This window comes from Bifidobacterium sp. LH_389, assembly GCF_056357235.1.
In genome coordinates this window covers 271,574-298,353 of the sequence record NZ_JBKEVR010000002.1, presented here as the reverse complement: position 1 = coordinate 298,353, position 26,780 = coordinate 271,574, and the positions used below count along the sequence as shown (strand labels likewise).

Here is a 26,780-nt window from a genome sequence, read left to right as displayed (position 1 = left end):
TTCGGGGGTGAACGCGGGCATGCTCATGGTGATCGTGCCGTCGGCGAGGTGTCCCTCGTGTTCGCCGGACTCCAGCTCGGCTTCCTCGGCGGACGGCGGCACGGCACGGGCGGCGGCTGCGGCGGCCTCGAACCGCTTGGACTGGCGGCTCAGCAGTATGCCGGACACCGCTGCGGCCAGCAGGGAGGCCACGAGCACGCCGAACCGGCTTTCCGCGGAGAGTTCTGTATCCGCATAGGCCAGCGAGGCGATGAGGAAGGAGACCGTGAAGCCGATGCCGCACGCGCAGGCGGCGGGCAACAGATCGCGCACCCTGAGCCCCTTGGCGAGCTTGAGCCGCATCACGTGCGTGGACAGCCATGCGATCAGCATCACACCGGTGGGCTTGCCGATCACCAATGCCACGGTGATGCCGACCACGACCGGCGAGAGCATGAGCGCGGGCGTCAGTTCGCTGAAGCGCACACCGGTGGCGAACAGGGCGAAGATCGGCAGGGCGATGAGCGCGGACAGCGGCTGGAGCTTGTCGTGGTAGCGTTCGGCGCGCGGCTCCTTCTCGCCGAACATTTCGCGCGAGGGGGTGAGCAGGCCCACGAGCACACCGGCCAGCGTGGGGTGCACGCCCGCCTCGAACATCATCACCCATGCGAGGATGCCCACCAGTCCGGCGACGATCCACGGCACGCGCCGCAGGCGGACCAGCCACGCCCATGCGACCGCGCAGGCGGCGATGCCGATGAACCAGTACCAGTGGCTCAGCGAGGAGAAGAATACGGCGATGAGGATGATGGCCAGCAGATCGTCCACGGTGGCGAGTGTCATGAGGAACGCGCGGATCGAACCGGGCAGCGCCTTGGCGAACAGGGCGAGCACGGCCAGCGAGAAGGCGATGTCCGTGGCGGTGGGCACGGCCCATCCCTGTGCGATGGTGGCGTAGTCGAACACCTGCCCGGATGCGATGGTCTGTAAGCCGGGCCCCGGCGGCGCATATTCGGAGTACAGCCATGTGACGCCGAGGAACAGCACCGGGGGCACGAGCATGCCGCCCACCGCGCACAGCATGGGCACGGCCGCGGCCTTCGGGTTGGACAGCGAGCCGGTGGTGAGCTCCTGCTTCAAGTCAAGCCCCACCACCAGGAAGAATGCGGTGAGCAGACCGTCCTGCGCCCAGTGGCCGATGGGCAGGTCGATGTTGGTGTATGGGATGCCGATGTGCGTCTCCGCGATGTGGCCGAACAGGTCCGCGGTGACGGGCAGATTCGCAAGAATCAGGCCGGCGAAGGCGAAGCCGAGCATGATGAGGCCGGAGATGCGGTCCGACGCGGCGACATGCTTCACCGTCGTCCAGAATCCGCGCCTCTGCGCGCCCGCCCGATTCATTGCTCCGCTCATAGCTCCGTCTCCACTCCCCGCACGTCCGATGGCTGCACCGTCAAAGGATGCACTAATGGGATTTTAACGGAACCTCACGGACGTTCCGCCCGGAGCGGAGCCGGGGGTGCCGACGTTGCAGTTCGGGGAGACAAGGGCGAGCGCGGCAACGGTGTCAGCTCGAGCAGCGGGACAGTGTCAGGGCCTTGCGCAAAATTGGAAAGGGCCTTGCCACCATTTCGGAGGCAAGGCCCTTGACGTGCGCCAGACAGGATTCGAACCTGCGACCTGCTGATCCGTAGTCAGCTGCTCTAATCCGCTGGGCTACTGGCGCATGCTACCGTTTCAAGGAGATAGCTCCCTTCATGAAAGAATCCCGACTCTCGCGAGCCGAGAAACCTCACGTGCGCCAGACAGGATTCGAACCTGCGACCTGCTGATCCGTAGTCAGCTGCTCTAATCCGCTGGGCTACTGGCGCATGTTGTCCGCGAAACAATCACCGGTTGAAGTGCTCGTTTCAGGCAACTCGAATATGATACCGCCCGATTCCGATTTGTCCAAACGTCGGCATGTCGCCCGGAATTCCGCCGTTTTGAACCTGTCACTCAGGCCACCATGCGGTGGTCGCGGTCTTCCCCTTCCGCCATGACGATCCGCGGCTCACTACGTCCGGCGACGGCGTCCTCGTCCACAATCACCTGCGCCGCGCCGTCCATGTCCGGCAGACGGAACATGGTGCTCTCGAGGGTGCGTTCGATGATGGAGCGCAGACCGCGCGCGCCCGTCCCTTGGGTGATGGCCGTGTCCGCGATGGCCTTCACCGCGCCTTCGGTGAAGCTGAGGTCCACGCCGTCGACGGCGAACAGCTTGCGGTACTGCTTGGTCAGCGCGTTGGACGGCTCGGTCAGAATGGCCGTCAGATCTTCGGCGGTGAGGTCTTTCAGGACGCTGATCACGGGCAGGCGGCCGATGAACTCGGGCAACAGGCCGAATTCCGCCAGATCGTCCGCATTGGCTTGAGCGAGCAGCTCATGGTCGTCCACCTCGCGATCCCGCCACGAGGCGCCGAAGCCGCTTTCGTGACGCCCGAGCCGCGTGGCCACGATATCCGAAAGGCCCACGAACGCGCCACCGCAGATGAACAGGATGTCCCGCGTGTCGATCTGCACGGTCTCCTGCTCCTTGTGCTTGCGCGTGCCATCCACCGGCACCGAGGCGACAGTGCCCTCGAGAATCTTGAGCAGCGCCTGCTGCACGCCCTCGCCGGACACATCCCGCGTGATGGACGTGTTTTCGCCGCTTTTGCGTGCGATCTTGTCGATCTCGTCGATGTACACGATGCCGTGCCGCGCCCGGTCCACGTCACCGTCCGCGGCCTGCAGGAGCCGCTGGAGCACGGTTTCCACGTCATCGCCCACGTAGCCGGCCTCGGTGAGCGTGGTGGCGTCGGTGATGACGAACGGCACGTGCATCACGCGTGCAAGCGTCTGCGCCAGATACGTCTTGCCCACGCCGGTCGGGCCCATGAGCAGGATGTTTGACTTGGCGACTTCCACGTCCGCCAGAGGGTCCGCGGGCCCGGCCCCCGGCTTGCCCGCCCGTCCCGCGGCGACCTGACGCGCCAGCTGCTGCGAGGCGTCCATGAGTTCCATGTTCACGCGCTTGTAATGGTTGTACACGGCCACGGCGAGCGTGCGCTTGGCGGCCTCCTGACCGACGATGTAGCGGTTGAGGTAGGAGAAGATCTCATGCGGGCGGGGCAGCTCGATGGCGTTGCGGCCGGCGTCCTCGGCGCGCGCGTCGGAGATGATCCGCACGCACAGCGCGATGCATTCGTCGCAGATCGCGCAGTTCGGCCCCGTGACGAGCTTCTGCACCTCGCGCTCGGACTTGCCGCAGAATTCGCAGCGCGGCGAATCCTCGTTGTAGCTGATCACCCGCCCCATGGCGTTTCCCCTCCTTGCGGACGATTGCGGACGTTGCGGTCCGCCGGCCCGGTACGATGCAGCCCGCCGTCCCGCCGCATGGCTGGGAGGGCGGGCCGCACGCGTGGGTCATCCGTCACTTGCGGTGCTCGAGCACCTCGTCGACAATGCCGTATTCCTTGGCCTGCGGGGCCGTGAGGATGGTGTCCACCTCGATGTCCTTGCGGATCTTTTCCGGATCCTGACCGGTGTGCTTGGCGAGCGTGTTCTCGAGCCATTCGCGCAGGCGGATCATTTCCTTGGCCTGCAGCTCGATCTCCGTGGCCTTGCCGAAGTCCTGACCCATGGCGGGCTGGTGGATGAGCACGCGGGCGTTGGGCAGCATGAGGCGCTTGCCATGCGCGCCGGCGGCCAGCAGGATCGCGGCGGCGGAGGCGGCCTGACCGAGGCATACGGTGGCCACGTCCGGCTTGATGTACTGCATGGTGTCGTAGATGGCCGTCATGGCGGTCATGGAACCGCCGGGCGAGTTGATGTACATCATCACGTCACGGTTCGGATCCTGCGACTCGAGCACGAGCAGCTGGGCCATGATGTCGTCGGCGGAGGTGTCGTCCACCTGCACACCCATGAAGATGATGCGGTCCTCGAACAGACGGGTGTACGGGTCCTGCCTCTTGTAGCCGTACGGGGTCTTCTCCTCGAACTGAGGCAGGATATAGCGGGCCTGCGGACCGGCCAGACGCTGGGCGCGGGCTACGAAACGGGCTTCTTCACTTGCCATGATGTGTTGTGTTCCCTTCCCCGGTTCAGGCGTTCATCGACCCGGCGTTGGTGACGAGCTTGTCCACGAAGCCGTACTCGAGCGCCTGCTGCGCGGTGTACCAGTGATCGTATTCGTTGTCGCGGTAGATCTCCTCCACCGTGTGGCCGGTCTGCTCGGCCGTGAGCTCGGCCATGGTGCGCTTCATGTCCATGATGAGCTCGGCGTTGATGCGCACGTCCGTGGTGGTGCCGCCCACGCCGCCGGACGGCTGGTGCATGAGCACGCGGGCATGCGAGGTGAGGAAACGCTTGCCCTTGGTGCCCGAGCTCAGCAGGAACTGACCCATGGAGGCGCACATGCCGAGACCCACGGTTGCCACGTCCGGTTCGATGAGCTGCATGGTGTCGTAGATGGCCATACCGGCGGTGATCGAACCTCCCGGGGAGTTGATGTACAGCCAGATGTCCTTCTTCGGATCCTCGGCCGCGAGCATGAGCATCTGGGCGCAGATGCGGTTGGCCATCGCGTCGGCCACTTCCTCGCCGAGCCAGATGATGCGGTCCTTCAGAAGGCGGTTGAAAATCGGATCCATGGGGCCTGCGGGCGCGTCCTCGCCGGCCATCATGGGCAGGGTTGCAAAATCGCTCACCTTGTCTCCTTCGTACATTGCATAAACACATCCATCCTAGCGGTTCCAACCGACGCGCACCCCCTCTGCGCCCGTCTTTCGGCTCCGCGCGCAACCCTGTCCGCGGCCCGGACGACCAGCCTCGCACATGGCTCGCTCACCCTCGGACACCTTTCGATGGGCGCCGAGCCGGACACCAGCCCAGACGCGCAGACGGACGCATACGGCAACGGGCCGGAACCCGAGGACAATGCTCGGATCCCGGCCCGCTGGTCGGATGAATCGAAACGATCAGATCAGCCGCTCAGACGGCATGCCGACCGTTCGGACGGACGTTCACTCGGCGTCGGCCGGCTTCTCCTCGTCCTTCTTGGCGATCTCGTCGGCCACGGCGGCAGCGGCGGAAGCGGCCTCGACGGACTGCTCCTCCTCTTCCTCGGCGGCCTCGCCCAGGAACTTGGACAGGTCGATGGCGTTGCCTTCGGTGTCCTTGAAGGTCACGGCCTTCATGCCGGCGACCATGCCCTTGGAGCGGCCGACTTCCTGCACGGCAGAGCCGATCTGGCCGTTCTGGATGATGGCCTGGATGAAGCGGTTCGGATCCATGCCGTACTGCTGGGCGATGGAACCGAGGAACTGGAAGACCTCGTTCTGGGAGACCTTCACGTCCATCTTCTCGGCGAGGACGTCGAGCACGATCTGGTCGCGGAGTTCCTTCTCGACGGTCTCCTCGGCTTCCTTCTTCTGCTCGTCGGTGGCCTTGGCCGGGTCGGCGGTCACGTTCTTGAGCTGCTGCTCGACCATGTCCTTCTTGACGCCCTTCGGCAGCGGGATGTCGAGGCCCTCCTCGAGGCGGGCGATGAACGCGTCGCGGGCGTCGGTGGCCTGACGGGCCTCGAGATCGGCCTCGCACTGCTTGCGCACGTCGGCCTTGAGCTCGTCGAGCGTATCGAACTCGGAGGCTTCCTGGGCGAAGTCGTCGTTGAGCTCCGGGAGCTCCTCGGCCTTCACGGAGTTGACCTTCACCTTGACCTGGGCCTTCTCGCCCTCGTGGTCGCCGCCCTGCAGGGTGGACTCGAAGGTGGTCTCCTCGCCGGCGGACAGGCCGTCCAGAGCCTCGTCGATGCCGTCGAGCATGGTGCCGGAGCCGAGCTCGTAGCTCACGCCCTCCTGAGAGTCGACGGTCTCGCCGTCGATGGTGGCGGTCAGGTCGATGTTGGCGAAGTCGCCCTTGGCGGCCGGACGGTCCACGCCGACCAGAGTGCCAAAGCGCTGGCGCAGGTTCTCGAGGCGCTTGTCCACGTCCTCATCGGACACGGAGGGCTTGGCGACCTCGATCTCAAGGCCGTTGAGCTCCGGGAGCTCGACATCGGGGCGACGCTCCACGGTGGCCACGAACTTGAGCTTGGTCTCGTCCTTGGCGGAGGCGGGCACTTCCTGCACGTCGATCTCCGGCTGGGCCATCGGGTGGATCTTCTTTTCCTCGAGGGCCTTGGAGTACAGCTCCGGGACGGCGGAGTTCACTGCCTCGCCGGCGACGGCGCCGAAGCCGATGCGCTGGTCGATGATCTTGCCGGGCACGTGACCCTTGCGGAAGCCGGGGACGTTGACCTGCTTGCCGATCTCCTTGCGGGCGGCATCGAGGTACGGGTCGAACTCCTCCGTATCGACGGTGATGGTGAGCTTCACCTTGGTCGGCTCGAGGTTACGAACGCTGATTTTCACGCTTACGCTCCAATATTCTTGAAACCATACAGTTCTGCCTTGAAGGCAACCGTTACATGATAGCGCGGGTCACGGACGCGGCGATGAGATCGACCTGCCAGCGTCGTGCGCCCTGCGCGGAAAGGAACTCCGCCACGTCGCGCGAAGCGGGATCATCGGTCCAGCACAGGTTGCGGATGTACTGCGGCTTGACGATCACGTCCGCCGGGGTGCGCGTGTCCTCGGCGATCTGGGTGATGGTGCGCCGGACCGCCTGCAGCCGTGCGTAGCGGTCGGGATGGCGATCCTGCCAGTAGCGCATGGAGCGCGGGGCGTTGCACTCGTCCGGCACGGAGGGCGGTGGAACCGGCCAGTCGCCGGGCTTGAGGGTCAGCGCTGCGGCGATCGTCTCCTTCCACACGGCTGGCTTCACCTCGCGCTGGATGGGCGCGTAACGTTCGAACATCTTGTCCTGTTCGCCGCCGGTGTGGACGCGCACACGTTCGTTGAGCGAACGGATGGCACGGAATTCCCGGGCATTGCGGGGCTTGGAGACCGCAGCTTCGATGATGGACGCGTCAGCGAGCAGCAGACTCGGGGCAATGTCGTACCGGCGGGCGATCTCGTCGCGGCGCGTCCACAGCGCACGGGCCACGGCCAGTCCCTGACGGTCCCGGGCCAGCACGTTGATGCGCGAGATGTGCCGCCACGGCTGCGGCGACGCCTCCTTGGGCTCCATGCCCTTGGCGAGGATGTAGGCGAACTCCTCGCGCGCCCAGCCGTCCTTGCCCTGCCGCTTCAGTTCGCCGAGCATGCGTTCGCGCAGCTCGATGAGCAGCTCCACGTCCAGCGCCGCATAGTTGCGCCAGTCGCGCGGCAGCGGGCGGTACGACCAATCGGCGGCGGAATGCTCCTTGGCGAGCGTCAGTCCTAGGAAATGCTCGGTGACGGCGGCCAGACCGAACCGGCGCAGTCCGAGCATGCGTGCGGCCATTTCTGTGTCGAACAGGTTGAGGGGTCTCATGCCCAGATCGGCGAATCCGGGAAGGTCCTGCAGGGCGTCGTGCAGAATCCAATCGTCACTGCCCACGGCCTGATTGAAGTCCGACCAGCTGCCGCCCTCCGCGGCCACGGCGATGGGATCGACCAACGCGATGCCCGCCCCCTCGCGCTTGAACTGCACGAGCCAATCCTCATGCCCGTAGCGGAATCCGGAGGCCCTCTCGGCGTCCGCGCCAACGGGGCCGGAACTTTGCGCGAACCGCTGCACCATGCGGCGGAACGCGTCGAGCGTGTCGATCACCTCCGGCACTCCTTCACGCGGTTCGGCCAGCAGACGAGGCTCATCGGCTGCATTCACGGCGGCGACTCCTTATGCTGTTCGTTCGGTCATTCGACGGTGCATGCGGATGCGAACCGGGCCCATGCGGCAATGTGCGCACCGGCGTCGGGATCCTGCGCATCCATGGTGGCAGGTGTCCATGACACCCGTATCTCGCAGCCGTAATCCGTGTGGGCGGTCACGGTTCCGCCGCCTTCGTACCGGGCGTTGTGCGTCACGGTGACCGTGCCGTCCACGCTGCAGGGGACGGCGAACGGGCGCAGGGCGTCCAGCACGGCATCCCAGGCCATGTCCGCCGTGAGCGCATGGTGGGAGGAACCTGTCAAGGGAACGGACAGGAAGGCGACGAATCGCCACGGCGAACGCACTGCAGTGTGCCGATCCCCCGCGTACCGCTGCTCGTCGTAGAGTGCCATGATCCACCCGGACCGTGGCGGGGCGTCGTCTTGTGGTGCAGCGCAGGTGAGGCTGACGCCGATGCCGTAGGCGCACAGGGTTGCCGGCACGGCGATCTCACGATATGTCACCCCCTCGAGGCGCGGCATGGCACGGACCGATTCCACGGCTCGCAGCACGGCATCGGGTGCCGGGGGCATGGGCGCCGCCTTGCGCTGCATGTCCTCGCCGTCGACCGGGCCATCCGCGCCCGGGAACCGGTAGATGCTGGCCATGCTTCAAGGCTACGTGGCGGGCGGGGCAAAGCGGGCCATTGAACGGATTCGACACCTTCGGCGTGTCGCGGAACGCAGATTGAGCGGATTGCTTGCCGGGGAGGCCTCTGAAGGCTTCCGCCGCAAGCAATCCGCTCAATCTTGGGGTTTGTTCGTGTGGCTCAGGCTCAGTAGACGGTCAGGCCGTAGTCCTTGAACTGGTTGGCGACGCGTTCGCGCAGCTTGGCGGACGGTCCCTTCTGGTTCTCCAGCGGATACGGGATGCGCATCTCGTGCCACTTCGGGCGGCCGAGCTGGTGGAAGCCAAGCACGTCCACATGTTCGAGCGAGTCGCCGAAGGACTTGCAGATGCGCGCCACCTCGTCCACGTTCTGCTCGTCGTCGGTCAGGCCCGGCACGAGCACGAAACGCACCCAGATCTTCTTGCCGCGGTCGCGCAGACGGTGGCCGAACTCGATGGTGGGCGCGAGGGTGCCGCCGGTCACCTTCTTGTAGGTCTCCTCGTTGCCGGACTTGACATCGAGCAGGCACAGGTCGATGTCGTCGATCATCTCGTCGGTGTAGTTGGCGTTGAGGAAGCCGGAGGTGTCGAGGCAGGTGTGCACGCCCATCTCCTTGGCGGCGTGGAAGACGCGGGAGACGAAGGCGGGCTGCATCATGGATTCGCCGCCGGAGAACGTGATACCGCCGCCGGTGGCCTTGAACAGGTCCTTGTAGCGGTCCACCTTCTTGATCATGGCGTCAAGGTACACGGGCTGGCCGTCGCGCATCTTCCACGTATCCGGGTTCTGGCAGTACTGACAGCGAAGCGGGCAGCCACTCATGAAGACGGTCATGCGGGTGCCCGGGCCGTCGACGGACGTGTTGATGTCCCACGAGTGTACGAAGCCCACGTCTCCGCTGCGCAGGGCCTTGATGCGGTCGCGGCGGTCGAGGCCGATCGGGGATTCGAATCCGGAGAGTCCACCCATCAACGTTTGGCTGGCGTACTCCTTGGACTCCTTGAGCATGTGCCGGGTTGTGGTGCGAAATTGGGTGGTTTCAGACATCCTTGTCCTTTCTCCGTGATGTTGGCGGGTTGAAAAGTATATGAAAAAGGGGCGGGACCGATTATAGCCCCGCCCCTTCGCGTTCTACCGTTTATGCGGTTCTACCGAGATCAGTCGGTGACGGAGCCCTGGTGGAACGTACGGGAGATCACGTCGAGCTGCTGCTCCTTGGTGAGCTTGACGAAGTTCACCGCGTAGCCGGAGACGCGCACGGTCAGGTGCGGGTACTTCTCCGGGTGCTCGACGGCGTCCTCCATGGTCTCCTTGCGCAGAACGTTGATGTTCGCGTGGTAGAGGCCGTGGCCGTTGCCGGCGTCGAGGATGCCGACCAGGTTGCCGATGCGCTCCTCCTCGTCGCGACCGAGGCCATCGGGGGTGATGGTGTTGGTCAGCGAGATGCCGTCAAGAGCGTCGTTGTAGTCGATCTTGCCGACGGAGAACATGGACGGCAGCATGCCGTGGGAATCCATGCCGTTCTCCGGGTTCGCGCCCGGGGCGTACGGGGTGCCCTTCTTGTGGCCGGACGGGAAGGAACCGGTGTTCTTGCCGTACTCGACGTTGGAGGTGATGGTCAGGATGGACTGGGTCGGGACGGCGCCACGGTACACGGGCAGACGCTTGACCTGGCCCATCACGGTGGACACAACCCACTTGGCGATGGAGTCGGCGCGATCGTCGTCGTTGCCGTAGATCGGGAACTCGCCCTCGGTGCGGTAGCCCACGACCAGATCGTCGTCGGCGCCCTCAACGTACTCGTACTCGTGACCCTCAAGGTTCTTGGCGTCCTTGTTGTAGATCGGGTACACCTTGGCGTACTTGCAGGCGGACAGCGAGTCGGCGGCGATGGACAGACCGGACATACCGCAACCAAGGGTACGGTACACTTCCTTGTCGTGCAGAGCCATCTCGATGGACTCGTAGGCGTACTTATCGTGCATGTAGTGGATGATGTTCAGGGCCTTGACGTAGGTCTCGGACAGCCACTCGAGAGCCTTCTCGTAGTTGGCCTTGACCTTCTCGTAGTCCAGGGTGCCGTCAGCTTCCGGAGCAATCGGCTCGATGACGCCCTTGTCGATGACCTGCATGCCGGTCATCTCATCACGGCCGCCGTTGATGGCGTACAGCAGGGCCTTGGCGGAGTTCACGCGGGCCGCGAAGAACTGCATCTGCTTGCCGACGCGCATCGGGGAGACGCAGCAGGCGATGGCGGCGTCGTCGCCCCAGTGAGCACGAATCTGCTTGTCGGACTCGTACTGGATGGCGGAGGTGTCGATGGAGATCTTGGCGCAGAAGCGCTTGTAGCCTTCCGGCAGCTTCGGATCCCAGAAGATGGTGATGTTCGGCTCCGGGCCAGGTCCGAGGTGCTCAAGGGTCAGGGTGTTGAGCAGACGGAAGGAGGTCTTGGTGACCAGCGGACGGCCGTCGTCGGCGAAACCGGCATCGGACCAGGTTGCCCAGTAGGGGTCACCGGAGAAGATGTTGTCGTAGTCCTTGGTGCGCAGGAAGCGGACGATGCGCAGCTTCATCACGATGTTGTCGATGATCTCCTGAGCATCGGTCTCGGTGATGAGGCCGTTCTTCAGATCGCGCTCGAAGTAGCAATCGAAGAAGGCGGAGTTGCGGCCGAAGGACATGGCGGCGCCATCCTGGGACTTGATGGAGGCCAGGTAGCCCATGTAGGTCCACTGCACGGCTTCGTGAGCGTTCTGAGCCGGACGGGACAGGTCCAGACCGTACTCGGCGCCCAGCTTGATGAGCTGCTTGAGGGCCTTGATCTGCTCGTCGTGCTCCTCACGGAAGCGGATCCAGTGCTCGATCTCCGGCTCGGTGAAGTCGTTGCGGTAGGGGATGGAGTCCTTGTCGCGCTGCTTGAACTTGATCAGGGTGTTCACGCCGTACAGGGCGACACGACGGTAGTCGCCGATGATGCGGCCACGGCCGTAGGCGTCCGGCAGACCGGTGAGGATCTTGTTGTGGCGGGCGATCTTGATGTCCTTGGTGTAGACACCGAACACGCCGTCGTTGTGGGTCTTGCGGTAGACGGTGAAGATCTTCTTGACCTCGGGGTCAACTTCCTTGCCGGCTTCCTTGATGGCCTGCTCGACCATACGCCAACCGCCGTTCGGCATCATGGCGCGCTTGCAGGGGACGTCGGTCTGCAAGCCGACGATCACGTTGTCGACCTCCGGGGAGTCGATGTAGCCAGCCGGGAAAGCGGTGATGCCAGCCGGGGTGTGGGTGTCCACGTCGTAGACGCGCTGCTTGCGCTCGACGGCCAGGTAGTTGTCGTCGAGGTAGTTCCACAGGTGCTTGGTCTTCTCGGTGGCGTTCGCCAGGAAGGACTCGTCACCCTCGTACGGGGTGTAGTTCTTCTGGATGAAGTCACGAACGTCGATGTCCTTCTGCCAGTTACCCTCGGTGAAGCCAGCCCAGGCCTTGGCCTCGAGCTCTTCCTGAGAGACTGCGGTTTGTTCAACTGCTGCCATGCTCACTCCTTGGTGATTATCGTTGGCGCTTCCACGCGCCTCCGTCAATTGACTAGTGTACCGGGAATGCTGGGGAAAACCTTGGATTTTGCCGTGATGTATATCACATTTGTCGGTTTTGTGACAAGCGTCACAGATCGGCGGCGTTCCAAGGTTTTCATGAGGGTGACGGCTTACGCGGCGTAGGGCGCCGAACCCTCGCCGGTATCCTCTCCCACGCCTGAGCCAGGCTGAGGCACGTCCCCGCGCCACACGGCGTCCTGACGGTCCCACTTGCGGTTGCGTTCGCGCACGATGTCCCATGCCTTGAGCGCCTCCTCGCGGGAGCGGTACGGCCCCATGCGCCGGGAGATCGGCGAGATCTTGCCCAGTTCGGGTTCACCGGTCACCGTGTTGAAATACCATTCCTCGCCTGCCATTGGTTCCCCTTTCCTTGCGGATTGCTGTCTGCAAAGCCCCATGCCACATGGTATATGACAAGGCCCGCCCCGAGGGGAGCGGGCCCGACGTCCGTGCGCCGCTATTCGCGGAACGCGCTCGTGACCGGAAGCCTGCGGTCGCGCCCGAACGCGAGGGCTGTCACCTTGGGACCGAGCGGATACTGGCGGCGCTTCCATTCGGCGCGGTCCACCAGCCGCATCACCGTGTCCACGGTGCGGGCGTCGAACCCGTCGGCCAGCAGGTCGGCGCGGCCGTGCGCGTGCTCGATGTACGCGGCGAGCACCCGGTCGAGCAATGCGTACTCGGGCAGTGAATCGGAGTCCTTCTGCCCCGGGCGCAGCTCGGCGCTGGGCGCCTTCTCGATCGAATTGACGGGGATCATCACGCCGCCGGGAAGCGGCACGCCGGGATTGCCCGCCTCGTTGCCCACCACGTGCAGTCCGCCGATGCCCATGCCGGCGGCAGCGGCACGGTTGCGCCAGCGGGACAGCTCCCACACGCGCGTCTTGAGCAGGTCCTTGATGGGCGCATAGCCGCCCACCGCGTCGCCGTAGATGGTGGAGTAGCCGCAGGCCAGCTCCGACTTGTTGCCGGTGGCCACGGCGAGCAGCCCCTTGGAGTTCGAGTAGGCCATGACGATCACGCCGCGGATGCGGGCCTGCAGGTTCTCGGCCGCCACGTCGTGCAGGTCAAGCTGGTTCTGGAAGGCGTGGAACAGCGGTTCGATCGGCTGCACGTCGTAATGAGCGCCCAGATTGCGCGCAAGGTCCGCGGCGTCGTCCTTGGAGCCGTCCGAGGAGTACATGCTCGGCATGGAGATGCCCCACACGTTCGCCCCTCCGCACGCGTCCGCGGCCATGGCGGCCACGAGCGCGGAGTCGATGCCGCCGGAAAGGCCCAGGCACACCCCGGTGAACCGGTTCTTGACCATATAGTCCTTCAGTCCCAGCACGCAGGCGGTGTAGACCTCCTCGTCCGGATCGAGCGCCGGGGCCATCTCGCCCGGCAGCGCATCGCCGCGTGCGTCCAGCGTGACCAGGCTCAGGTCCTCCACGAACTGGGGCGAGCGCTGGACCATCGTGCCGTCGGCAGCGAGCGTGAAGGAACCGCCGTCGAACACCAGATCGTCCTGACCGCCCACCTGATTGACGTAGATGACCGGCGCATGCACCTCGGCGGCGCGCTTGGCGGCGATCTCGCGGCGCACATGGGTCTTGCCCTCCTCGTACGGGCTGCCGTTGATGGTGACGAGCACGTCGATGCGCTCGTTGGCAAGCTCGGCGACCGGGCCGCCGTCCTGCCAGATGTCCTCGCAGATCGCCACGCCAAGCTTCCTGCCGTTCACCTCGAACGTGACGGACCGCTCGCCGGGCGTGAAGATGCGGAACTCGTCGAACACGCCGTAGTTGGGCAGGAAATGCTTGTCATACCCGGTCCATACCACGCCTGCGTGCAGCACCACGAGACGGTTCGTGGGCTTGGCGTCACGCGGATCGCCGCCCACCGCCCTGTCCGCCGCGCCCGATGTGCCGGCTGCGGTGCCCACCGTGCCGGCCACCACGTAGAGGTCGCCCAGTCCGTCCGCCTCAAGCTCCACGGCCAGCCAGTTGGCCTTGTCCCATGCAGCCCTGCGGAACGTGGCGCGCAGGGCCAGGTCCTCGATCGGGTATCCGGTCAGCGTCATCTCGGGGAAGACCACCACCTGCGCACCGCGCTTGGCGGCCCGATGGGCGTAGTCGAGGACCTTGTCGGCATTGCCGTCCAGATCGCCCACGCAGGTGTCGATCTGGGCCAGCGCGAAACGAATCTCACTGTTGGAAGCACTCATGGCATCCCAGTGTAATTCGCCCACCGGCCCGCCGCCGCCCGCCGCCGCTCAGCCGGCCAGTTCCCCCAGCAGGCGCAACGCGGCGTTGACGTAGAAGCTGGCGGCCGGACCGATCGCCCCGTCCAGTCCGATGAAGTTCGGGCTGTGCCAGTCGGGGCATCCGGGCTCGCCGTTGGAACCGATGAAGGCGAAGGCCACCGGAATACGGTGCGAGAACTCCTCGAAGTCCTCGCCGGCCATGGACGGGCGGATGGGCCTGAGCTTGGCGTAGGCGGGTACGTCGTCCGCAATCTTCTCGCTGAGCGCAGGGTCCCCCACGAGCGGACGCTGGATCACGTCCCAGTCCACATCCGCACTGATGCCGTACGCACGGGCCGTGTCCTCCACCTGCGCACGGAACCGGCGGGAGACGACCGTTTCGTCGTCCGGGTCGAAGAAGCGCACGGTACCCTGGAATCCGGCCTCGGCGGGCACCACGTTCCACACGTCTCCGCCGTACACCTGCGTGATGGAGACCACCACCGCGTGGAACGGCGAGATGTTGCGGCTCACAATGGTCTGCAGGGCAAGGATCATGCTGGCGAGCGCCTCGAGCGGGCCGGTGCCCTTGTGCGGGTAGCCGGCGTGGGTGCCGGTGGCATGCAGGTTCACGCGGAACTTCACGCAGCCGGCCATCATGGGCTCCACGCCCACGGCAACCTCGCCGGGCTTGTAGTTCGGGTTGTTGTGCGTGCCCACGATCGCATCGAGATCGTCCGCCACGCCGGCCTCGACGCACCGGGCCGCGCCCTCCCCCAGTTCCTCGGCGGGCTGGAAGACGAGCTTGACCGAACCGGCGAACCGGTCACGGTGCTGGGCCAGCCAGAACGCGGCACCGAGCAGGCCGGTCATGTGGAAGTCATGGCCGCAGGCGTGCATCACGCCCTCGTTGACGGAGGCGTACGGCAGACCGGTTTCCTCGTGCACCGGCAGGCCGTCGATATCCGCCCTGAGCCCCACGCGCGGGCCGGGGCCGGCGGTGCCCTCGATCAGGCCGATCACGCCGGTCTCGAGCGGCTCGGGCAGATCGAGCACCTGAATGCCGTGGTCCCTGAGCTGGCCGGCGAGGTACTTGCTGGTTTCGAATTCCTTGAAACTGCGCTCCGGGTGGGCATGCAGGTAGTGACGGATCCCGATAAGCTCGGGGTCCGCGTCGATGCGCACGGGGGTGAAGGATGTTGCGGATGTTGCGGATGCAGCGGTCATGATTGCGATTCCGGTCCTAGTGTACGTTTTCGTATCAGCTGATATGTTTTACGCCATCTGGAGGTCGCCGGCGTACGTTTCCGTATCGGAGGATATGAAAACGTACGTGAAGGAGGCGGTCAGACGGCGTGGAGCTCACTGCCCGCGCTTGAGCAGACGCTTGGCGATGGCGTTGGCGATGCCCTGCACCACCTGCACGAGCACTATCATGATGACCACGGCCGTCCAAGTGACGCCCTGATCGAACTTCTGGTAGCCGTAGGCGATGGCGAAGTTGCCGAGACCGCCGCCGCCGATGTAGCCGGCCATGGCGGACATGTCGAGCACGCCGATGAACAGGAACGCGTAGGCGAGGATAAGCGGGGCGAGCGCCTCGGGGATGAGCACGGTCCACACGATGGTGAGCTTGGAGGCGCCCATGGAACGTGCCGCCTCGATGATGCCCGGATCTACGGTCACGAGGTTCTGTTCCACAAGCCTCGAGGTGGCCATGGTGCACATCACGCACATGGGGAAGATCGCGGCGAGCGTGCCGATCGACGTGCCCACCACGGCGATGGTGACCGGCTGCATGGCCGCCAGGAAGATGATGAACGGGATGGGCCGGATGAGGTTGATGATGAAGTCGAGGATGCGGTAGACGATCGCGTTCTCGAACAGGTTGCCCGGGCGCGTGCCGTACAGGATCACGCCGAGCACGAGGCCCAGGAACCCGCCCACGACGAGCGTGGTGAGGACCATCTGCAGGGTCTGCACGACGGATTGCGCGAGGAGGGGCTTCAGGACCTCCCAGTTGGTGGTCGTGGCGTTGGCGAGGGTGATCATCGCGCGGCTCCTTCCTGCTGCGTGCGCTGCGGCGCGTGCTGCGTGCGCGGATTGGCGACGGCCCGCGCGTAGGGCACCGGGCTGTCCGCGGTGCCAAAGTCGACCAGATCGCTAGCCGAGGCAAGGTCGTCGAGGAACGCCCCGAGTTCCGCCTCGGGTCCGGTGAATTCGTAGGTGATGGCACCGATGCCCTGGCCGCTGACCGTGTCGATGCCGCCGTACAGCATGGACGTGGCGACGGACGGGTGGCGGGCGATGGTGCCGGAGATGTTCTGGCCGGAGGCGGGCAGGACTCCCTCCTCGCGGGCGACGTCCTGCTGGCGGATGATCACGGAGACGATACGCCCGGCGTTGTCCCGGTGCATGCGTTCCACGCGTTCCTCGTCCGGCAGACCCCGTAAAGCGGTGGCGATGAACCGCTTGGTGACGGGCTGGCTCGGGGCGGCGAATACGTCGTACACGTCGCCGCGCTCCACCACGCGGCCCGCGCTCATGACGGCCACCCGGTTGGCGATCTGCTGGACCACGTTCATCTGGTGGGTGATGAGCACGATGGTGATGCCGAACTGCGCGTTGACGCGCTTCAGAAGGTCCAGTACCTCGCTGGTGGTTTCCGGGTCGAGCGCACTCGTGGCCTCGTCCGCCAGCAGGATCTGCGGGTTCGTGGCGAGGGCCCGGGCGATGCCGACGCGCTGCTTCTGGCCGCCGGACAGCTGCGCCGGGTACTTGCCGGCCTGATCGGCAAGGCCGACGAACTCGAGCAGCTCGGCCACGCGGCGGTCCTGATAGTCCTTGCGCCAGTGGTCAAGCTTCAGGGGGTAGGCCACGTTCTGCGCCACGGTCTTGGTGGAGAACAGGTTGAACTGCTGGAAGATCATGCCGATCTTCTGGCGGATGGGTCTGAGCTTCGCCTCGCTCAGCGACGTGATGTCCGTGCCGAGCACGGTGACCGTGCCGCCGGTGGGGCGTTCGAGCGCGTTGATGAGGCGCACGAGCGTGGACTTGCCGGCACCCGAGTAGCCGATGATGCCGAAGATGTCACCCCGGTTGATGGTCAGCGACACGTCGTCCACGGCACGCATGACCTTGCCGCCGCCAGCGCCACGCTGCCTGAATTCCTTGACCGCATGGTCGAAGACGATGATCGGTTCGCCCGTCGCTTGGGTCATCGTAGGTCCTTCCTTGCTCTGTTGGCTTCCGGTGCGCACGCGTGCCGTCAGGCGGCGCACCCGGTGATGGCCGGGCGGCCGCCTGACGGCATGCTAGCGGTCCAAGGTTACTTCTTCGCGTCCGCTTCGATGTCCGCGAGGAAGCCCTGCAGCTGCTCGGCGGTGTATTCGTTCGCGGAGATGGCGGTGTTGCCGGACTTCTCCTGCAGCGCGGCCTGGACGTCCTTGGAGTCCTGGAAGATCTTGACGAGCTTCAGGTACGTCGGGTTGTTCACGTCCGCCTTGCGGGCCACGAACACGTTGATGTACGGGCGGGATTCGACGCCCTTGGCCTCGTCCTTGAACACGGATTCGTCGAGCTTCAGACCGGCGTCCGCCACATAGTCGTTGTTGATGATACCGCCGGTGACCTGCGGGTCGCTCAGCGAGTTGGCCACCTGCTCGGCCTTGAGCGGGGTCACCTTGACCTTGCTCTTGGCGGTGTCGATGTCGGCCGGGGTGCTGAACGCGGTCCAGTCGCCCTTGAGCTCGATGAGGCCGGCGGTCTTGAGCACGCCGATGGCGCGGGCCTGATTGGTCTCGTCGTTCGGAATGGTGATGGTGTCGCCCTGCTTGATCTCGTCCACGGACTTGACCTTCTTGGAGTACAGGGACAGCGGATAGGTGGCGGTGCCGCCGATCGGCTGGAGGTCCTTGTTGTTCTTCACGTTGTAGTTGGCGAGGTACAGCAGGTGCTGGAACTCGTTCAGGTCAAGCTCGCCGGAGTCGAGCGCCGGGTTTTCCGACGTGTAGTCCTGGAAATCGACGAAGTCGACGTAGATGCCCTGCTTCTCCGCCTCGGCCTTGAAGGCCACGAAGTCCGGGTCGGTGGCGCCCACCACGCCGATCTTGACCGGATTGTCCTTGGAGCCCTTGGCCGCCGCGTCCTTGCCGCCGGCGAACGCACGGTAGCCGAAGAATCCGGCGAGTACCACGGCCACCACCACGACGATGGCGATGATCGCGTTGCGCAGGGTGTGATTGACGCGGACCGGTTCCTGCGGGTTCACCGGCTGCTGGGTTGCTGCTGTCATGATTGTTTCCTCTCTCACCCGCCCCCTTCTTGGGCGAAGCTGGTATCTAGGCTACGCGAACGATGCGCAAAAACGGCGCAATTCGGCCGATTCTCCTATACACACTGCTTATGACCGCTTCACGAACATTGCGACCGCGGGGGTTGATAGCCCGTTGCAACCCGGCCGCAGCCGCCGATTGTCTCATATTTACCGTCCGCATTCCGGACCTCTATGGCGATCCCGCGGCAATCTCGCGACAATCCGGCCGTCCCGTGGCAATACACGGCAATCAGCGCACGCCGATACCCCGGACGCCGCTACAATCAACGTAATGATCAGCGAGGATTCACGGCACGACGCTCCCGGCGGCGCACGCACCATCACCATCGGCAGCAGCATCGGTTTCGGCATCGGCGACTTCTACGGCGGCGGCCAGCTGACCCTGACCGCCACATACCTGTCCCTGTTCTGGACGCGCTTCTGCGGACTGGACATCCAGACCGCGCAGGGCATCATCGGCGGATGCACCGCGCTGGGAGCCTTCTTCGCCCTGTTCTTCGGCGCCTTGTCCGACAATCTCTACCGATTCGCCATAGGCCGACGGTTCGGCAGGAGGCGCCTCCTGCTGCTCATCATGTCGCCCTCGCTGCTCATAGGCGTGCTGCTGTGGATCCCCGGCATGCCCACCGCACTCTACTGCGCAGCCTACATGGTGTGGATCATGGCCTTCCAGATCTTCATGACCGCCTACAACGCGCTTCCCGGGGAGATGACCACCGATTTCCGGGGGCGCACGCGCCTGAGTGCCACGCGCCTGTACATTTCCAACGCCGCCGGCACCATAGTTCCGTTGACCGGTTCCGCCGTCCTGGCCATATTCGGCGAGAACGCCGCCTCGAGCTACCAGCTGTTCACCATGACGTTCACCGTGATATTCGCGATCGCCATGTTCGTCTGCTGGCGCACCACCTGGGAGATGACCCCGGAAGAGGCGGGATTCGGCGCATTCGTCCATGGAGCCAGCACCCCGCTGCACGTGGGATTCGCCGTCTGGGCTCACCGCGTGGGCACACTCGCGCGCGAATACGCCTCCACGCTGCGCATCCGCGCATTCCGCCAGCACCTCGGCATCTACCTGATGCTCATGTGCGCGATGGACGTGTTCGGGCAGACCTTTGCCTACTTCGTGATCTTTGACTGGGGACAGAGCGCGGCATTCGCCTCGCTGCTGCTCACGTTCACCGTGCTGGCGCTGCCGCTCATGCCGGCGTGCAACTGGCTGCTCCTGCGGTTCGGGCCGCGCACGGTATACGCCGCGGGATTCGTAGGGATGGGCGTCGGAGCGGTCATGATGCTGGGCGCGTGGCTGCTGCATGCATCCGGCCTGCTTTCCGGGGCGGCGTGGACCTCGTTCGCCGTCGTCAGCACGGTGGTGTTCTTCGCCTTCCGCACGTCCGCCGGCTTCACGCCGTGGCAGGTGTTTCCGCTCATTGCGGACGTGGATCGGATCGTCACCGAGCGCAGCCGGTCTGCCACCTTCGCCGGCGTACAGGCGTTCTTCCGCCAGCTGTGCTCCGGCATCGTGGCCGTGAGCGTGGGCGGCGTGCTTTCATGGACCGGGTTCGACCCTTCGCTGGACGCTCAGCCGTTCAGCGCACAGATTGCACTGGCCTGCTCCACGGCCGGCATCTATCTGCTGGCCGTGGCGGTGGCATGGACCGTTGCACGCCGCATGACGCTCAACCGGCGCACCGACATGGAGCTGCTCGGGGAGATCGACCGGCTGGAATCCGGTGGCGCCAAGCGGGACGTGGACCCGCACGTGCGGCGAACCGTGGAGGAGCTCACCGGCGTGGACTATCGGGACGTCTGGCCCGATGCGAAGGCCTGACCGGCGAGTGCGAAGGCTTGGCCGGCGAGCCCACAAGGCACGGCAACGCCCCAACCGGCGATCCTGTTCCAACGCAGCACTACCCTGACCACGGCACTACTCTGACCGGCACATTACTCTGACCGACGCACTGCCGGTCCAGCCGGGCCAATGCGACCTTTGTACAACTACGACTATTCGGCGATGCGGTGCAAAATACGGGCTGCGCAGACCGAAATCGACGGTTCGCAGCATTATCGGGTCGCGAATCGGGCAAAAAACGACCCGATAGCGCTGCGAATCGCGGATTTCGGCCCGCAGAGCCCGTATTTTGGCGGCCGCCACGCAACCGGGCACGCCGGGAGCACCCGAAGGCACCGTTCGGCAGAACGCGGTACGGCGGGCACGCCGTACAATGAGCCTATGCGCTTCACCTCCGCGTTCTTCGACATCGACGGCACGCTGACCAGCTTCACCGCGCACGCGGTTCCCGACTCCACGCTTGCTGCGCTGCAGGCCCTGCGCGAGGCCGGCGTACGCATCTTCATCTGCACCGGCCGCTCCCCCAGCCAGGCCGTCAAGGTATTGGACACGATCCCGCTCGCCTTCGACGGATACGTGACGTTCAACGGCCAGTACTGTCTGCTGGACGACCGGCCGGATCTTGGCGGCACTGCGGCGGATGGCATTCGCCGCAGCCGAGTGATATCCGAGCACGCGCTGGAACGCGAGGATCTGGCGATCATCCTCGACTGGCTGGCCGCCCGCCCGCATGTGGTGAGCAACTTCGGGGAAAGCGACTACGTGTACTTCAACCATGTGGACGAGCACATGCGCGCCACGTGGAGGAGCCTCGGCAAAACCGCGCCGCCCGTCTACGTGGACGATCCGGCACGCGCCCTCACCCACCCCACGTATCAGGTGAGCCCGTACATCACGCCCGCCGAAGAGGCCGAACTGGTCACCATGCTCCCGCATACGACCGGCGTGCGCTGGCACCCCGCATTCACCGACCTCATCCCCGCGGACGGCGGCAAGCCGGCGGGCATGCGCGCGTTCGCCGCACAGCTGGGACTGGACATGGACCGCACGATCGCGTTCGGAGACGGCGGCAACGACATCGCGATGCTGCGCGCGGCGGGCACGGGCGTGGCCATGGGCAATGCTGCCGACGACGTGAAGGCGGCCGCGGATCTGGTCACCGACGACGTGGACCACGCGGGCATAGCGAACGCGCTCGAACGGCTCGGAGCGATCTGAGCGTAACCGACCGAGCCGCAACTGCCGCAACCCGATCGCGGGCCGCACGCGACGGGCGCGAGCAACGGTTGCATGCGGCGATTGTATGCGGCGCGTGAGAGACTGAACCCCATGACTACCGTTATCATGCACACCTCCGAAGGTGACATCAGGATCAACCTGTTCGACGACAAGGCCCCCGAAACCGTGAAGAACTTCGTGGGTCTGGCCACCGGCTCCAAGGAATGGACCGACCCGATCACCGGCGAGAAGAGCCACGAGCCGTTCTACAACGGCCTGACCTTCCACCGCATCATCAAGGACTTCATGATTCAGGGCGGCTGCCCGCTGGGCAACGGCACCGGCGGCCCCGGCTACAACTTCGACGACGAGATCGATCCGTCGCTCACCTTCGACCGTCCCTACCTGCTGGCCATGGCGAACGCCGGCCTGCGCCGCAACCCGTTCACCGGCGAGGTGCACGGCACCAACGGCTCCCAGTTCTTCATCACCACCGTGCCCACCACGTGGCTCAACGGGCATCACACCATCTTCGGCGAGGTGGCCGATGACGAGTCCAAGGCCGTGGTGGACAAGCTCGAAGCCCTGCCGACCGACCGTTCCGACGCGCCGCTCGAACCGGCGATGATCGAAACCGTCGAAGTGCTCTGATCTTTCCCCGCATTCCAGCCCCTCGGCTTCCGCCCTCGGCCCCTTCGCACGAAGGGGCCGTTCTTGTCCCGATATCCGTCAGCCGACCATCCGCCTCAAGGAGCGCATTCCAATGTCCCATTTCGTTTCCCGCGTCAACGTGGCGATCCTCGGCGCAGGCCGCATCGCGCAAGCCATGGCGAACACGCTCGTGAAGATGGCGTCCGATCCGCGCTATGCCGATCTCGTGAACCCGTATGCGGTGGCCGCGCGCGACGGAGAGCGCGCCCGCACGTTCGCCGACCGCTACGGGATCGGGGTCTCCTACGGCTCGTACGAGGAGCTCGTCGCCGATCCGAACGTGGACCTGGTCTACATCGCCACGCCGCACAGCCTGCACGCCGAGCAGGCAATGCTGTGCATCGAGGCAGGCAAGGCGACGCTCGTGGAGAAATCGTTCGCGGCGAACGAGGCACAGGCGCGCACGGTGCTGGATGCCGCACAGAAGGCCAGGGTGCTGTGCACGGAGGCAATCTGGACGCGCTACATGCCCTCGCGCGCCATGATCGACGAGATCGTGGATGCGGGGATCATCGGCGAGGTGCGTTCCCTGAGCGCGGACCTGAGCTATCCGACCACCGGCAAGGCGCGTATGACCGATCCGGCGCTGGCCGGCGGCGCACTGCTCGACGTGGGCGTCTACCCGCTCAACTTCATCGACATGGCGATGCGCGGCCGCGCACCCGAACGCGTCGAAACCTCGTACGTGACTTACGAGACCGGCGTGGACGAGCAGAACGCGACCACGCTGTACTACGCGGGCAACGTGATGGCAACGGCCACCAGCTCCATGTCCGCCGTGGGCGATCGACTCGGCGTGATCCGCGGCACCGAAGGCTACGTAGTGTGCGAGAACATCAACAACGTGGAGCGCATCGGCGTGTTCGGCCGCGACCACCGTCCCGTCGTGACCCGCGACGTGCCCGAACAGCTCACCGGCTACGAGTACGAGGTGGCGGCCGCCGCCCGCGCGCTGCTCGCCGGCAAGACCGAATGCGAGGAGATGCCGCACGCGGACACGCTGCGCATCATGGCGCTCATGGACCGCATCCGCGGCGCGTGGGGACTGCGCTTCCCGTTCGAGTGACGTCCCGGCCGGGCTCACTCACTTCCTCACGTTGACGAGCTCCCGGCCGGCAACGTAATTGGCCACGTTCTCTAGTGCGATCGCGATGATGCGTCTCTCCGTGGTCTCAAGGTGCATGCCGCCGGCCACGTGCGGGGTGATGATGCACCGGGGTTCGCGCCACAGCGGATGGTCGGCGGGCAGCGGTTCCGGCTCGGTCACGTCGAGACCGGCTCCGGCGATCCGTTCCGCGTGCAGCGCCTCCAGCAGGGCGTCCGGGTCGATCGCATCGCCGCGTCCGGCGTTGAGCAGGATGGCAGTCGGCTTCATGAGCGCCAACCGACCTGCACCGATGAGATGGTGGGTCTGCGGCGTGGACGGCACGATGGACACCACTACGTCCGCGGACGGCAGCAGGGCATCCAGCTCGTCAACGCCGTGGATCTCGGCAAATCCGGGAACGAGCCGTGCCACTGCGGCATGCCGGCGCACGCCGACCACATGCGCGCCTACGGCCGTTGCGAGCCGGGCGAAATGCGAGCCGATGTCCCCCGTGCCTATCACCAGCACGTTCGCGCCCGCCGGGCTCATGGCACGACCCAGATCATGCCACCGCCCGAGCCGCTGCTGATCGCGGTACGCCGGCAGATGCCGCATGAGCGCCCACATAAGCGCGAACAGATGCTCGGAGACGCTCTGACCGTAGGCGCCCGAGGCACTGGTCACCCGCACGCCGTCCGGCAACGCGCCCTCGGCCACGTACCGGTCCACGCCGGCGGACCAGGTCTGCACCCATTCGAGACGCGGATACTGCGGGGCATCCGCCACGGGGAAGTTACCTATCACCGCGGTCGCACGGCCGCGCAGTTGAGGCGGCACCGTGGCGGTCCACGTCATCGAGCCGCGCTGGGACGGCTCGCCCGTGAACTCCTGCGCCACGCCGGCCGCGGCCTCGCGGAACCGTTCGCGCTCCGACTCGGTGAGCGGCAGGCAGTTGACGATCAGGCGTTCGACGTTCGCAGGCATGTGCCCGTGCTTCACGGATTCGTCGGTCATGTTCCCATCCTTCCTATGAGCCCGTTCATGGCACGCGCAGTGCGTCCACGGTTCACTCAGCGCGTCCGCTGTGTTTTCAGTGCATTCGCAGTGTTTTCAGTGCATTCGCAGTGCGGCCACGAAATTGCCGAGCCGTTCGATGCCCTCGGTCAGGGCCTCGCGCGAAGCGGCATAGCTCAGCCGCACGTGGGTACGCGCGGTCGCCTCGCCGAAATCCCGCCCCGGGGTGAGTGCCACATGCGCCTCCTCAAGCGCGCGTTCGCAGAACGTCCATGCGTCCAGTCCCGTCGATTCCACGGAGAAATACGCGTAGAACGCGCCGTTCGGCTCCACCTCCAGCGGCAGGCCGATGCGCTTGAGCCCGTCGACCACAAGACGGCGACGACCGAGCAGCTCCTGCCGCCGTTGTTCGCACACCTCCAGCGTTTCCGGCGTGAAGCAGGCGAGCGCCGCATACTGCGTGGGCGTGTGCGCGCACAGGAAGTAGTTGGTGGCCAGATCGTCCACCGCGTGCAGCATGTATTCGGGCAGCACGGCCCATCCAAGGCGCCAGCCGGTCATGCCGAAGAACTTGGAGAAGCTGTTGAGCGTGATGGCGTCCGGGTCGGCGGCGAGCACGGTCTTCACCTCGGAGCCGTCGGATTCGCGGTCCGCAAGGTCCAGATAGGTTTCGTCCACGATGCGCCAGGCCGCGCGCTCCCGGGCCAAGTCGCACACGCCCTTGAGCGTGTCGAAGGCGATGGTGGTACCGGTCGGGTTGGACGGCGAGGTGATCATCACGGCCTTGGTGCGCTCCGACCAGTGCGCGTCCACGCTTTCAGGGGTCAGATGGAATCGGGTGGCGGCGCTCGTGGGCACGTCCACCACCACACCGCCGAACGATTTGACCAGTTCGCGGTTGCACGGGTAGGACGGGTCGGCCACGATCACCTCGTCGCCCGGATCCACGGTGGCGGCCACGGACAGCAGAAGCGCCGTGGAGCCGCCTGCGGTGATGATGATGCGCTTGGGGTCGATGTCCACGCCGTGACGGTCGCGGTAGAAGCCGGAAATGGCCCGGCGCAGCTGCGGCAGGCCGAATGCGGCGGTGTAGGGCAGCGGGCGGCCGTCGTAGAGTTCACGCATGGCGTCGCGCACGGCGGGCGGGGCGCCGAAGTCCGGCTCGCCCAGCGACAGTTTGATCACATCGATGCCGGAGGCGATCATGGCGTCGGCCCTCTCGCCGAACACCATGGCGCGGAACGGTTCGGATTCGATCGCGCGCCGCGACATGGCGGGGTGGGGCTGCTGCTGTGCGGGCATCGTTGATTCACTCATGGTTCGAGTTCTATCCGCCGCGTCAGACATCGGCGCCGCGTTCACGGCTATTTGACGCGCCGGACGCGTTCGCCCTTGACCAGATAGGCGCGTTCGGCCATGTCGATCATGGGCTTGTCGTAGAGGGCGTCGGTGTAGAACTCGTCCACGCGCGTATTCGCTCCGAGCACCTGACGCAACCGAACGAGCTTGTTGCTGCCGAAGTTGAGCCACGTGAGTTCGTTGGTATCCATGTCGACCTCGGAGGCGATGCACGTGTTGACGCCGAGCCTGCGGCATGCCTCCTTCACAATCACGTCGAAGGAGGCGGTGAGCACCACGTCGTCCGGCCGGGGCGTGTACCACGCCTTGATGCGGTGGATGTTGCGGTCCCAGTATTCCTCTACAAGGCCTCGCACGTCGGTGTCGGGGATGGAGTCGAGCGCGTCGAGGTAGCGGTGGCCCACCTGGGCGATCGCGATCTCCAAACGGTCCAGACTGGCCCGGTTGAGCTTGTAGTCGATGGCGTTGCGCAGCACCGGCGGCATGACGGTGAGCACCTTCGGATAGCGCCGTGCAGTGAACAGGTAGAAGTCGAACAGGCTTTCACCGCGGTACACGGTTCCGTCGAAGTCCACCACGCGCATGAGTCACCCTCCTTGTTCCGCCACCCGTCCGGCGGATTCGGCCGATCCGGCCGTCCGTTTCCTTTCAGCACCATAGCATCGATCGTCTTGGGCGGCGCCAAGACGCCGTTGGAAGACGGCGAGAGGCCTGTTTTCCGTCACAAAACCATCACATTCGTGCTGAGGGTCTACCCGCATATCGCACCGCATCCGTCACCATGTCTGCATCACACCGTGTCTGCACCACACCGTGTCTGCATCTGCCGTGGCGTTCGCGATGCGCGGTGACAGCGTGGGCACTCCGTGGGCACAACGTGGGCACAGTGTCACCAGCAAATCGCGAGCGTCTTTGCATTCTCCGGGACGTCCGGCGGCAGTCGGAGGAAACCCGACGGAAAGTCAACGGAAAC

Annotated in this window: 21 protein-coding genes, 2 tRNA genes and 1 pseudogene; 4 read left to right on the top strand and 20 right to left on the bottom strand. The window is 65.4% G+C overall.

From position 1 onward, the window contains the following. Nucleotides 1-21 precede the first annotated feature (21 nt). From AC1AZA_RS03610 to AC1AZA_RS03530, 17 genes and pseudogenes are all read right to left on the bottom strand, one after another. Nucleotides 22-1,380 (bottom strand): annotated as a pseudogene (locus AC1AZA_RS03610) (Na+/H+ antiporter NhaA); the annotation flags it as partial. A gap of 251 nt (nt 1,381-1,631) precedes the next feature. Beyond that, nucleotides 1,632-1,705: transfer RNA gene (locus AC1AZA_RS03605), tRNA-Arg, on the bottom strand. Between the two features lie 71 nt (nt 1,706-1,776). Further along, nucleotides 1,777-1,850: transfer RNA gene (locus AC1AZA_RS03600), tRNA-Arg, on the bottom strand. A gap of 127 nt (nt 1,851-1,977) precedes the next feature. Beyond that, nucleotides 1,978-3,318 (bottom strand): ATP-dependent Clp protease ATP-binding subunit ClpX, encoded by a 1,341-nt coding sequence (gene clpX, locus AC1AZA_RS03595; protein ID WP_476513371.1) that lies wholly within the window; start codon nt 3,316-3,318, stop codon nt 1,978-1,980. 115 nt (nt 3,319-3,433) lie between these two features. Next, nucleotides 3,434-4,081 (bottom strand): ATP-dependent Clp protease proteolytic subunit, encoded by a 648-nt coding sequence (locus AC1AZA_RS03590; protein ID WP_476513370.1) that lies wholly within the window; start codon nt 4,079-4,081, stop codon nt 3,434-3,436. Nucleotides 4,082-4,106: 25 nt separating this feature from the next. Continuing rightward, nucleotides 4,107-4,685: an ATP-dependent Clp protease proteolytic subunit gene (locus tag AC1AZA_RS03585; protein WP_476513496.1), complete on the bottom strand. Its 579-nt coding sequence runs from the start codon at nt 4,683-4,685 to the stop codon at nt 4,107-4,109. 342 nt (nt 4,686-5,027) lie between these two features. Continuing rightward, the gene (gene tig / locus AC1AZA_RS03580; protein WP_476513369.1) at nt 5,028-6,416 is read right to left on the bottom strand and encodes a trigger factor; all 1,389 of its coding nucleotides are present in this window, start codon (nt 6,414-6,416) and stop codon (nt 5,028-5,030) included. Nucleotides 6,417-6,468: 52 nt separating this feature from the next. Continuing rightward, entirely contained in the window at nt 6,469-7,755 is a 1,287-nt protein-coding gene (locus tag AC1AZA_RS03575) for an HRDC domain-containing protein (protein WP_476513368.1), read from the bottom strand. Between the two features lie 29 nt (nt 7,756-7,784). Beyond that, on the bottom strand, nt 7,785-8,408 hold the full coding sequence (locus AC1AZA_RS03570; RefSeq protein ID WP_476513367.1) for a DUF3000 family protein: 624 nt from the start codon (nt 8,406-8,408) through the stop codon (nt 7,785-7,787). 167 nt (nt 8,409-8,575) lie between these two features. Further along, nucleotides 8,576-9,457, bottom strand: a complete 882-nt coding sequence (gene pflA / locus AC1AZA_RS03565) for a pyruvate formate-lyase-activating protein (protein ID WP_476513366.1) — start codon at nt 9,455-9,457, stop codon at nt 8,576-8,578. A gap of 110 nt (nt 9,458-9,567) precedes the next feature. Further along, nucleotides 9,568-11,943, bottom strand: coding sequence for a formate C-acetyltransferase (pflB, locus tag AC1AZA_RS03560; protein ID WP_476513365.1), 2,376 nt, complete (start codon nt 11,941-11,943; stop codon nt 9,568-9,570). A gap of 173 nt (nt 11,944-12,116) precedes the next feature. Continuing rightward, nucleotides 12,117-12,362 (bottom strand): hypothetical protein, encoded by a 246-nt coding sequence (locus AC1AZA_RS03555; RefSeq protein ID WP_476513364.1) that lies wholly within the window; start codon nt 12,360-12,362, stop codon nt 12,117-12,119. Nucleotides 12,363-12,463: 101 nt separating this feature from the next. After that, complete coding sequence (locus AC1AZA_RS03550; RefSeq protein WP_476513363.1) at nt 12,464-14,212, bottom strand: NAD+ synthase; 1,749 nt, start codon at nt 14,210-14,212, stop codon at nt 12,464-12,466. 48 nt (nt 14,213-14,260) lie between these two features. Continuing rightward, nucleotides 14,261-15,457: a M20 metallopeptidase family protein gene (locus tag AC1AZA_RS03545; protein WP_476513362.1), complete on the bottom strand. Its 1,197-nt coding sequence runs from the start codon at nt 15,455-15,457 to the stop codon at nt 14,261-14,263. A gap of 135 nt (nt 15,458-15,592) precedes the next feature. Then, complete coding sequence (locus tag AC1AZA_RS03540) at nt 15,593-16,282, bottom strand: methionine ABC transporter permease (protein ID WP_476513361.1); 690 nt, start codon at nt 16,280-16,282, stop codon at nt 15,593-15,595. Next, nucleotides 16,279-17,451: a methionine ABC transporter ATP-binding protein gene (locus tag AC1AZA_RS03535; RefSeq protein WP_476513360.1), complete on the bottom strand. Its 1,173-nt coding sequence runs from the start codon at nt 17,449-17,451 to the stop codon at nt 16,279-16,281. The genes AC1AZA_RS03540 and AC1AZA_RS03535 overlap by 4 nt, the downstream gene beginning before the upstream one ends. 107 nt (nt 17,452-17,558) lie before the next feature. Continuing rightward, the gene (locus tag AC1AZA_RS03530) at nt 17,559-18,524 is read right to left on the bottom strand and encodes a MetQ/NlpA family ABC transporter substrate-binding protein (RefSeq protein WP_476513359.1); all 966 of its coding nucleotides are present in this window, start codon (nt 18,522-18,524) and stop codon (nt 17,559-17,561) included. 313 nt (nt 18,525-18,837) lie between these two features. Between AC1AZA_RS03530 and AC1AZA_RS03525 the strand changes: the two genes are divergently transcribed. The 4 genes from AC1AZA_RS03525 (at nt 18,838) to AC1AZA_RS03510 (ending at nt 23,413) form a co-directional block, all read left to right on the top strand. After that, the gene (locus tag AC1AZA_RS03525) at nt 18,838-20,397 is read left to right on the top strand and encodes an MFS transporter (RefSeq protein WP_476513358.1); all 1,560 of its coding nucleotides are present in this window, start codon (nt 18,838-18,840) and stop codon (nt 20,395-20,397) included. A 402-nt stretch (nt 20,398-20,799) separates the two neighbouring features. Continuing rightward, nucleotides 20,800-21,636, top strand: coding sequence for a Cof-type HAD-IIB family hydrolase (locus AC1AZA_RS03520; protein WP_476513357.1), 837 nt, complete (start codon nt 20,800-20,802; stop codon nt 21,634-21,636). A 111-nt stretch (nt 21,637-21,747) separates the two neighbouring features. Beyond that, a complete protein-coding gene (locus AC1AZA_RS03515) occupies nt 21,748-22,287 on the top strand; it encodes a peptidylprolyl isomerase (protein ID WP_476513356.1) in 540 nt (179 codons plus the stop codon). A 112-nt stretch (nt 22,288-22,399) separates the two neighbouring features. Further along, on the top strand, nt 22,400-23,413 hold the full coding sequence (locus AC1AZA_RS03510) for a Gfo/Idh/MocA family protein (protein WP_476513355.1): 1,014 nt from the start codon (nt 22,400-22,402) through the stop codon (nt 23,411-23,413). Nucleotides 23,414-23,431: 18 nt separating this feature from the next. On the opposite strand, the gene AC1AZA_RS03505 is transcribed toward AC1AZA_RS03510, so the two are convergent. The 3 genes from AC1AZA_RS03505 to AC1AZA_RS03495 all read right to left on the bottom strand — a co-directional run bounded on the left by AC1AZA_RS03505 (nt 23,432) and on the right by AC1AZA_RS03495 (nt 26,391). Continuing rightward, a complete protein-coding gene (locus AC1AZA_RS03505) occupies nt 23,432-24,448 on the bottom strand; it encodes a D-2-hydroxyacid dehydrogenase (protein WP_476513354.1) in 1,017 nt (338 codons plus the stop codon). A 96-nt stretch (nt 24,449-24,544) separates the two neighbouring features. Then, nucleotides 24,545-25,720 (bottom strand): aminotransferase class I/II-fold pyridoxal phosphate-dependent enzyme, encoded by a 1,176-nt coding sequence (locus AC1AZA_RS03500; protein WP_476513495.1) that lies wholly within the window; start codon nt 25,718-25,720, stop codon nt 24,545-24,547. 92 nt (nt 25,721-25,812) lie between these two features. Beyond that, entirely contained in the window at nt 25,813-26,391 is a 579-nt protein-coding gene (locus AC1AZA_RS03495) for a haloacid dehalogenase-like hydrolase (protein WP_476513353.1), read from the bottom strand. Between the last annotated feature and the right edge of the window lie 389 nt (nt 26,392-26,780).

Coding starts and splice junctions, on each gene's coding strand:
- clpX (WP_476513371.1), bottom strand. CDS start 3,318: ATGGGGCGGGTGATCAGCTACAACGAGGATTCGCCGCGCTGCGAATTC.
- AC1AZA_RS03590 (WP_476513370.1), bottom strand. CDS start 4,081: ATGGCAAGTGAAGAAGCCCGTTTCGTAGCCCGCGCCCAGCGTCTGGCC.
- AC1AZA_RS03585 (WP_476513496.1), bottom strand. CDS start 4,685: ATGGCCGGCGAGGACGCGCCCGCAGGCCCCATGGATCCGATTTTCAAC.
- AC1AZA_RS03570 (WP_476513367.1), bottom strand. CDS start 8,408: ATGGCCAGCATCTACCGGTTCCCGGGCGCGGATGGCCCGGTCGACGGC.
- pflA (WP_476513366.1), bottom strand. CDS start 9,457: ATGTCTGAAACCACCCAATTTCGCACCACAACCCGGCACATGCTCAAG.
- pflB (WP_476513365.1), bottom strand. CDS start 11,943: ATGGCAGCAGTTGAACAAACCGCAGTCTCTCAGGAAGAGCTCGAGGCC.
- AC1AZA_RS03555 (WP_476513364.1), bottom strand. CDS start 12,362: ATGGCAGGCGAGGAATGGTATTTCAACACGGTGACCGGTGAACCCGAA.
- AC1AZA_RS03550 (WP_476513363.1), bottom strand. CDS start 14,212: ATGAGTGCTTCCAACAGTGAGATTCGTTTCGCGCTGGCCCAGATCGAC.
- AC1AZA_RS03545 (WP_476513362.1), bottom strand. CDS start 15,457: ATGACCGCTGCATCCGCAACATCCGCAACATCCTTCACCCCCGTGCGC.
- AC1AZA_RS03540 (WP_476513361.1), bottom strand. CDS start 16,282: ATGATCACCCTCGCCAACGCCACGACCACCAACTGGGAGGTCCTGAAG.
- AC1AZA_RS03535 (WP_476513360.1), bottom strand. CDS start 17,451: ATGACCCAAGCGACGGGCGAACCGATCATCGTCTTCGACCATGCGGTC.
- AC1AZA_RS03530 (WP_476513359.1), bottom strand. CDS start 18,524: ATGACAGCAGCAACCCAGCAGCCGGTGAACCCGCAGGAACCGGTCCGC.
- AC1AZA_RS03525 (WP_476513358.1), top strand. CDS start 18,838: ATGATCAGCGAGGATTCACGGCACGACGCTCCCGGCGGCGCACGCACC.
- AC1AZA_RS03520 (WP_476513357.1), top strand. CDS start 20,800: ATGCGCTTCACCTCCGCGTTCTTCGACATCGACGGCACGCTGACCAGC.
- AC1AZA_RS03515 (WP_476513356.1), top strand. CDS start 21,748: ATGACTACCGTTATCATGCACACCTCCGAAGGTGACATCAGGATCAAC.
- AC1AZA_RS03510 (WP_476513355.1), top strand. CDS start 22,400: ATGTCCCATTTCGTTTCCCGCGTCAACGTGGCGATCCTCGGCGCAGGC.
- AC1AZA_RS03505 (WP_476513354.1), bottom strand. CDS start 24,448: ATGACCGACGAATCCGTGAAGCACGGGCACATGCCTGCGAACGTCGAA.
- AC1AZA_RS03500 (WP_476513495.1), bottom strand. CDS start 25,720: ATGTCGCGGCGCGCGATCGAATCCGAACCGTTCCGCGCCATGGTGTTC.
- AC1AZA_RS03495 (WP_476513353.1), bottom strand. CDS start 26,391: ATGCGCGTGGTGGACTTCGACGGAACCGTGTACCGCGGTGAAAGCCTG.